Below are 267 nucleotides of genomic sequence, written 5' to 3' on the forward strand. Positions count from 1 at the left end.
CTAAGCCCAACGCATTACCTACAAGCGGGTTATCAGCATTATTAGTACCAACATAAATACGCTCGCCATTACTGTCATAGACTTCTATATTGATAGCATCTGCTACTGTGACTAATGCTGTCTGTGATACCTTTATACTGACTATACCATTCGAGCCTTCACTGACTGTAAAACCAAGACTACCCTCCGATCCATTAGTACCTTCTGCTAGATTGAGTAAATCGTATGTTTCATTGCTATACAGAAGAGTCTGATCTATTTGTAAAT

1 protein-coding gene is annotated in these 267 nt (G+C 39.0%); it reads right to left on the reverse strand.

The window, feature by feature from the left end:
* Positions 1–267, reverse strand: a 267-nt coding sequence (locus SB749_RS19660; protein ID WP_410711788.1) for a hypothetical protein, incomplete at both ends; no start/stop codon positions are given.

The organism is Brevibacterium sp. SIMBA_078 (genome assembly GCF_046534565.1).
GTDB lineage: Bacteria > Actinomycetota > Actinomycetes > Actinomycetales > Brevibacteriaceae > Brevibacterium.